Source organism: Albidovulum sp., assembly GCF_008933605.1.
GTDB lineage: Bacteria > Pseudomonadota > Alphaproteobacteria > Rhodobacterales > Rhodobacteraceae > Albidovulum.
The window spans coordinates 1-6,735 of the sequence record NZ_WBUS01000167.1; the positions used below are offsets into that span (position 1 = coordinate 1).

Annotated in this window: 8 protein-coding genes; 2 read left to right on the plus strand and 6 right to left on the minus strand. The window is 70.3% G+C overall.

Annotation, left to right across the window (positions count from 1 at the left end; genetic code table 11):
• The 3 genes from mdoH to F9K34_RS16075 all read right to left on the minus strand — a co-directional run.
• Window positions 1-1,727: glucans biosynthesis glucosyltransferase MdoH (gene mdoH, locus F9K34_RS16065; RefSeq protein ID WP_291338130.1), on the minus strand; the 1,727-nt coding region annotated here is incomplete at its 3' end.
• A 1-nt stretch (window position 1,728) separates the two neighbouring features.
• Window positions 1,729-1,908 carry a hypothetical protein gene (locus F9K34_RS16070; protein WP_291338131.1) on the minus strand — a complete coding sequence of 60 codons (180 nt, stop codon included), beginning with the start codon at window positions 1,906-1,908 and terminating at the stop codon, window positions 1,729-1,731.
• Complete coding sequence (locus F9K34_RS16075; protein ID WP_291338132.1) at window positions 1,905-3,491, minus strand: glucan biosynthesis protein; 1,587 nt, start codon at window positions 3,489-3,491, stop codon at window positions 1,905-1,907. Before F9K34_RS16075 ends, F9K34_RS16070 begins: the two co-directional genes overlap by 4 nt.
• Window positions 3,492-3,544: 53 nt before the next feature.
• Here F9K34_RS16075 and F9K34_RS16080 point away from each other — a divergent pair, with 53 nt between their 5' ends.
• Both F9K34_RS16080 and F9K34_RS16085 read left to right on the plus strand, forming a co-directional pair.
• Window positions 3,545-3,790, plus strand: coding sequence for a hypothetical protein (locus tag F9K34_RS16080; RefSeq protein ID WP_291338133.1), 246 nt, complete (start codon window positions 3,545-3,547; stop codon window positions 3,788-3,790).
• 35 nt (window positions 3,791-3,825) lie between these two features.
• Entirely contained in the window at window positions 3,826-4,527 is a 702-nt protein-coding gene (locus F9K34_RS16085; RefSeq protein ID WP_291338134.1) for a Crp/Fnr family transcriptional regulator, read from the plus strand.
• Here the strand turns inward: F9K34_RS16085 and F9K34_RS16090 are convergent, their stop codons facing one another.
• The 3 genes from F9K34_RS16090 to F9K34_RS16100 form a co-directional block, all read right to left on the minus strand.
• Window positions 4,528-4,794 (minus strand): hypothetical protein, encoded by a 267-nt coding sequence (locus F9K34_RS16090; protein ID WP_291338135.1) that lies wholly within the window; start codon window positions 4,792-4,794, stop codon window positions 4,528-4,530.
• A gap of 3 nt (window positions 4,795-4,797) precedes the next feature.
• The gene (locus tag F9K34_RS16095) at window positions 4,798-5,361 is read right to left on the minus strand and encodes a cytochrome c oxidase subunit 3 (protein WP_291338136.1); all 564 of its coding nucleotides are present in this window, start codon (window positions 5,359-5,361) and stop codon (window positions 4,798-4,800) included.
• Window positions 5,358-6,735: nitric oxide reductase activation protein NorD (locus F9K34_RS16100; RefSeq protein WP_291338137.1), on the minus strand; the 1,378-nt coding region annotated here is incomplete at its 5' end. The genes F9K34_RS16095 and F9K34_RS16100, both read right to left, overlap by 4 nt.

Here is a 6,735-nt window from a genome sequence, read left to right on the forward strand (position 1 = left end):
GCGTCGGACATGCCGGTCCAGCGCGCGAGGATCGCATCGTGGGCGGCCAGGATCGGCGGCAGCGACCGCCCTTCCGGCGTCGCGAAGAGCGCCCGCGACGCCGCGGGCCGCGAGGTCCAGGCGATCAGGACCGGCGCAAGGATCATCGGCAGGAGCACGGGCAGGAGCCAGGGCAGGAGCCCCGCGCCCCAGTGCCCGGCGGCGAAGAGCCCGGCCAGGCCGAGGGCGACGATGAAATGGCTCGCCTCGAAGGCTTCACCCAGCGTCAGCCGCGCCTCGCCGCGCCGGTTCGGGGGCCAGCCGCCGTCGGCGCCGCGCAGCACCTGGATGACCGACCGCGTCTGGTAGGCCATCATCACCGGCGCGATGAGGCTGGACAGCAGAAGGTCGAAGAGGCCCGAAAGCGCCACGCCCGCCATGCTGCCGTAGCTTCGCGCCCGGCCCGTGGCCCAGGCCTCGATCAGGATCAGGAGCTTCGGCATGACGAGAAGGCCGATGATGCCGAGGAAGAGGCCGATGGCTTTCGCCGTCTCGTCGCTCGGGAAGACCGGGAAGAACTGGTGCGGGTCGGGGAAATAGTCCGGCGGCGGGAGGGTGGCGCGGTCGGCCACGGCCGCGACGAGGAAGCCCGCCCAGAACACCGGCGCGATGTAGGACACGATGCCGAGCGCCATCGAGAGCCGGCTCCAGCCGAGAAGGCCCGCGGCGGTGACCACCCGGCTGTGCTGGAGGTTGCCCTGGCACCAGCGCCGGTCGCGCTTGGCGTATTCGATGAGGCTTTCGGGACCTTCCTCGTAGGAGCCGCCGAGGTCGGGGTCCACCCGCACGTCCCATCCGGCACGGGCGAGCATCGCGGCCTCGACGATGTCGTGGCTGAGGATGTGGCCGCCGAAGGGCGGCTTTCCGGGGAGTTCGGGCAGGCCGCAGCTTTCCGCCCAGGCGCGGGTTCGGACGATGGCGTTGTGACCCCAGAAGGGCCCCGCGCCGCCCTGCAGCCGCGCGAGGCCGCGGGCGAAGACCGGCGAGTAGAAGGCGGCGGCGAACTGCATGGCGCGGCCGAAGACGGAGCCTGCCCGGACGATCACCGGCAGGGTTTGGAGAAGGCCGAGCCGGGGGTCGGCTTCCATCCGCCGGATCATCTCGAGGATCGTGCCGGGTTCCATCAGGCTGTCGGCGTCGAGGATCACCGCATGGTCGTAGGCCGCGCCGCTGCGGCGGAAGAAATCGGCGATGTTGCCGGCCTTGCGGCCGGTGTTCCGATCCCGCCGCCGGTAGAAGAGCCGCTCCTCGCCACCGGTCTCGGCCATGAGGCGGGTGAACCAGAAGGCCTCGCCCGCCACGGCCTCGGGCCGCGAGCTGTCGGAGAGGATGGCGAAATGGATCGTCGCCGGCGCGTCCCTCAGTGCCGCCATCATCGCGGCGACGCGGGCGAAGGTCGAGGCGGGGTCCTCGTTGCAGACGGGCACAAGCACGCAGGTCCGCCCGCGCACCGGCGCGGCGGACGGCGGCACCCGCGGTGTCGGCCAGAGACCGATGAGGGCAAGCATCGCACCCCAGGCGAGCCAGGCCGTCGAGAGGGTGAGCAGGGCGGCCGAAACCCAGGCCCACGCTGTCAGTCCCGCCGCGGAGGAATACTGGATGAAGAGCGCGGCCGCGCCGCCGCCCGCGACCAGCGGCACGAGGACCGCGACCGTCCTGAGCAGCACGGGCGGGCGGGTCGCCGTCATCTCACGGCTCCGCGCGGCGCCGGGGTGCGGCGAGAAGCGCGCGCAGCGCCCCGAACGGGTGGACGGGATCGAGCCGCTGCTCGGGCATGGCCAGGGGCGCGTCGGGCAGGGAGGCGGCGGCAAGCGCCGTGGCGATGGCGCCCTCGAAAGCGGCCGTGCCGGACAGGTCGGAGGGGGTCATGGCTTCACCCATTGGAAGGACCAGATTTCGGACAACTTGCGGCCGTAGCCGGCGACATGCGCCGTCATCTCGACCAGCGCGCCCGGTTCCGACGCGACATCGACCACGAGCCGCCACACGTCGCCATCCGGAAGCCTGGACAACGTCGTCACATCGGCGGTGCCGCCGTTGATCGTGAGCACCGGTTTCACCTCTGCGTCGTCTGCTGGCAGGCGGCCGAGCATCCCGCCCTTGAAGTCGACGACGAACTTGTGCGTGTCGGGCGGGTTTTCAAGCCCGGCCGGGCCGCCGGTCCCGCCGCGGGTGGCCCAGACGATGGCCTTGTCGTCGCCGTAGTCCGGTTCCAGCCGACCCCAGTGCATCCGGTAGGCGAACTCGCGCGCATCACCGGCCTTCACCGGCGTGTCGGGGATCCAGAAGGCGCCGATGTTGTCGTGGACCTCGACGGTGGTCGGAATCTCGAAGAGCCGGACCTTGCCCGCTCCCCAGTCGCCGAGAGGCTCGATATCGACCGAGGGGCGCAGGTCGTAGCGCGCGCCGGCATCCTGGTAGTCGTCGAAGTCGCGCCCGCGCTGGTGCAGGCCGAAGCGGCGCATCTCGGGCTCGCCGAAATAGGACGACGAGAGCGCTTTCGGGTTGTCGAGCGCGCGCCAGATCACGTCACCGTCCGCCCGCAGGATCCGGAGCCCATTGCTGTCGTGGACGCGCGGCCGGTAATCCTCGAATTCGCCGCGGTTCACGTCGGCGAAGAGGAACATCGAGGTGAGCGGCGCAACGCCAAGCTGCTCCACGTCGCCGCGGAAGAAGAGCCGGGCGGTCACGTCCACGACCGTTTCCACGCCGGGTGTGACGATGAATCGGTAGGCTCCGGTCACGCTGGCGCTGTCGAGCGCGGCATAAACCGTCATCGTGTCCGCCCCGGGCGCCGGCTTCTCGATCCAGAAGGCGCTGAAGCGGGGGAACTCCTCGGCCTTGGGCAGTCCGCTGTCGATGGCAAGCCCGCGCGCGGAAAGCCCGTAGGCGTTGCCGAGCCCGAGGGCGCGGAAGTAGCTCGCCCCGATGAACGAGATCACCTCGTCCATCTTGTCGCCGCGGTTCATCGGATGGGTCAGCTTGAAGCCGGCCACACCGGGCAGCGCGGTGCCCGGCGGCACCTTGCCCTGCAGGCGATGGCGGTACTCGAAGTCGTCGGTGGTGAAGGTCATGCCGGTGGCCATGCCGTCGACAACCTCGAAGACATGCACCGGTTCCTTGAAGAGCCAGCCGAGATGGAAGGGCATCATCCGCCAGGTGATGCCGGGCGCGTTCCACCGTGCCCGGGCGGGGCGGTAGGCGATCAGGTTGTAGTCGTCATAGGTCAGGTCGGCGAAGACCTGGGGGATCGCTTCAGGTTCCGGCAGCGGTGTCGCCGCGCGCGCCCGGGCCTCCTCCGTGAGGAGATCGAAGGAGAAGGGATGCGCGCCCGTCTCCTCGGCCATGAGGCGAGTTCCGGAAAGGAGTGCCGGCACGCAGACGGATGCAGTCGCGGCAATCAGGAAGCGCCGCCGCGAGGGCAGCGAGGGGAAGGGCGACGAGGGGGTCATTCGTTTTGTTTTACAACCGGCTAGCAGCGGCGCGACTCAGCGCAGGGATCCCGATGGCGCATTCACTCCGCATATGGGAACTGCGCAAGAGGAATGAACTTGCTGCAGGTGCGAAACATGCGCTGGGCGCATGGCTCGGGTGGATCATTGCCGATTTGGCGGGCCACGATCCGGCGGGATTCCGCCTTTCGCACAAATTTTGGGCGGAGTCCCTGTTGCGACCGCCCGGCGATGCCTCGGCCGGATCGTTCGGCGCGGTGCCGGAAAGACTCGCAGTCGCCGCCCGGCTGTGGCAGTGACGGGAGGAACGGATGGCGAGGTGCTCATGGCACAAATGACGGCTGACCACGAGGCGGTGGCGCGAAGCTCGCTGTTGCTGGCGGGGACCTCGGCGGACGTCGCGGCGAACGTGCTCGGCGGCGCACGGGTCAAGACCTTCGATCGCGGCGCGACGATCTTCCTGCAGGGCGAGCGGGCGACCGCGATCTACATCGTTGTCTCCGGCTGGGTGAAACTCTACCGGATCGCGCCGAACGGCGCAGAGGCGATCGTCGGCGTCTTCACCCGGGGCCGCAGCTTCGGCGAGGCGGTGGCGTTCCGGAACGATGTCTACCCGGTCGCGGCCGAGGCGGCGACGGATTGCGAACTGATCCGGATCGAGGCGGACGCCGTCCTGCGCCTGATCGAGAGCAATCCGAGGATTGCCGTGTCGATCCTGACCGCGACCTTCGCGCATCTGCACAGCCTCGTTGCGCAGGTGGAGCAGCTCAAGGCCCAGACCGGGGCGCAGCGGGTCGCCGAGTTCCTGCTGGAACTCGCGAGTTGCCAGCAGGGGCGATGCGATGTGACGCTGCCCTACGACAAGGTGCTGATCGCGGGCCGTCTCGGCATGAAGCCCGAAAGCCTGAGCCGCGCCTTCCAGAAGCTGCGGAAGGTCGGCGTGAAAGTGCTGCAGAACCATGCCGAGATCGCGGACGTGGCGGCGCTGCGCGACTTTGCCGAGGAAGACCCGGCCGAGGCCTGGGCCCGCGGCTGACTACCCGGCGAGGTAGAGGGCGAGCAGCAGAAGCGCGTAGAGGGCAAGCGTCAGGCCGAAGCCGCGGCGGAAGGCGGGCGCCTCGTCGAGCCTGAGGTAGGCGTTGAGGATCGTCCGCGCCTTGGCCCAGGCGAGCGCGAGGATCGCCGCGCCGCCGAGCGTGACCTCGCCGCCGCTGAGTGCCCCCCGGGCGACGGCGACGGAAAGGACCGTCGAGGCACCCGACAGCGCGAGGAGAAGGGCCCAGGCTTTCGTCACATGCGCCATGGCCTACCTCAGGAGATAGATCACGGGAAAGACGAGGACCCAGACGAGGTCCACCATGTGCCAGAAGGCTACGCCCGCCTCGACTTCGCGCGTCTGGGCGCGCGCCGCCACGAGGAGGAGGACGACGATCCCGGCCGCGACATGGGCGGCGTGAAAGCCGGTGACGAGGTAGTAGAAGGTGAAGAACGGGTGCGTCTCCACCCCGATGCCCTGTGCCGCCTTGCCGGCATATTCGGCCCACTTGATGGCGAGGAAGACGGCACCCATGCCCGCCGCCGCGGCCAGAAGCCCTCGGGCGCGGGCAAGGCGCCCGGTCTCCACCGCCTGCGCGCCGAGGGCCGCGAGCCAGCCCGAGGTGACGAGGACGACGGTGTTCACCCCGGCGGCGGCGCGGTGGAGGTGGTCCTGCGCGGCGGCGAAGCCCGCGGGGTCGGTCAGCCGGACGCCGAGGAAGGCCGCGAGGCCCGCGCCGAAGACGAGAAGCTCGGACACGATCAGCACCCAGATCATCAGGTCGCCTGGCAGGTCGTCGAACGGGCTCCCGTCGGTATCGGGGCGGTCCGTCATGCGCCGACGAGCTGCCGGTAGATCTGCGGCAGCACCTGCGTCAGCTTCTCGGGGTGCGGGATCACGGCATAGCCACCCTGCCCGAAGAGCCGGGGAAACCACGACTTGCCGTCGCGGTCCACGGTGATGCCGAAGACGGCATGGCCGAGACGCCGCGCCTCCTCCACCGCCTTGCGGCTGTCCTCGATGCCGTGGCGGCCCTCGTAGTGGTCAAGGTCGTTGGGCTTGCCGTCGGTGATGACGAGCAGGAGCCTGCGACGGCGGGCCTCGCGTGCGAGGCCGGCCGAGGCGTAGCGGATCGCGGCGCCGAGACGCGTGTAATGACAGGGTTTCAACGCGGCGATCCGCGCCTCCACCATGGACGACATCGGCTCGCCGAAACGCTTGGCGGTCTGCACATAGACCCGGTCGCGCTTCAGCGAGGAAAAGGCGTGGACGGCGAAGTCGTCGCCGCAGGCGTCGAGGCCCCAGGCGAGTGCCGCGAGCGCCTCGCGCTCGATGTCGATGACGGCACGGCCCTCATGCCCGTGGCCGGGCACCGCGCTTTCGGTGGAGCGCGACACGTCGAGCAGGATCGAGACCGCGAGATCGCGTTTTTCCGTCCGGTTCTGCAGCCAGACCCGGTCGTCCCCCTCGCCCGAGGCGACGAGGTCCACGCGCGCGCGGATGGCGCGGTCGGTGTCGAGCTCGTCGCCGTCGCGGTGGCCGGCGGTGAGGATTCGCGCGGGCCTGAGCGCCTCGAACTGGCGGCGCACGGCGCGGATGCGTTTGGCGGCGCGGGGGTCGGTGCGGAAGGCGGGCTCCGCCGTTCCCGGCTCCACCGTCGAGGCGAGGACGCGGACATGGGCGGGCAGGTAGCTGCCGGTGCGGGCGTCCCACTCGGGATAGGTCGTCTCGGCCGAAAGCCGCTCGCGCTCCACATCCTCGGGCGCGAGGTCGAGGTGGAGCTTGAGCCGTGTCGCCGGGGCCTTGGAGATCTGGCCGAGGCCGATCTCGTCCATGTCGTCGGCGGCCTTCTTGGCGTCGTCGTTCTCGTCCTCCTCGACCCGGCGGTTGAGGTTGATGAATTCCGCCCAGCTCAGGATCGCCTCGAACTTGTGGAGGATGAAACTGTCGTTCCGCTCGATCCGGTCGGACTTGCGCCGGCGGGCGCGATGGGCGCGGCCCTCGGACGCCTCGGGCGTGCCTTCGGTCGCGCGGGTCTCGACGGCGGTGGCCGTGGAGAAGGCGAGGGGGCGGAGCTCGGGCCAGAGGGCCACCGGCCGGAAGGGGCGGTAGCCGCACGGGGCGCGCCAGGCGGAAAGCTCGCCCGTCTCGATCGCGCGCAGCATCCGTGCGGCCTTGGGCGCAAGGGGGGCGGGGTCGCCGAGAAGG

What these genes read in the sequence shown, in the direction of transcription:
- F9K34_RS16080 (WP_291338133.1), top strand. Translation starts at nt 3,545, where the DNA reads ATGGCGCATTCACTCCGCATATGGGAACTGCGCAAGAGGAATGAACTT.
- F9K34_RS16095 (WP_291338136.1), bottom strand. Translation starts at nt 5,361, where the DNA reads ATGACGGACCGCCCCGATACCGACGGGAGCCCGTTCGACGACCTGCCA.
- F9K34_RS16070 (WP_291338131.1), bottom strand. Translation starts at nt 1,908, where the DNA reads ATGACCCCCTCCGACCTGTCCGGCACGGCCGCTTTCGAGGGCGCCATC.
- F9K34_RS16090 (WP_291338135.1), bottom strand. Translation starts at nt 4,794, where the DNA reads ATGGCGCATGTGACGAAAGCCTGGGCCCTTCTCCTCGCGCTGTCGGGT.
- F9K34_RS16075 (WP_291338132.1), bottom strand. Translation starts at nt 3,491, where the DNA reads ATGACCCCCTCGTCGCCCTTCCCCTCGCTGCCCTCGCGGCGGCGCTTC.
- F9K34_RS16085 (WP_291338134.1), top strand. Translation starts at nt 3,826, where the DNA reads ATGACGGCTGACCACGAGGCGGTGGCGCGAAGCTCGCTGTTGCTGGCG.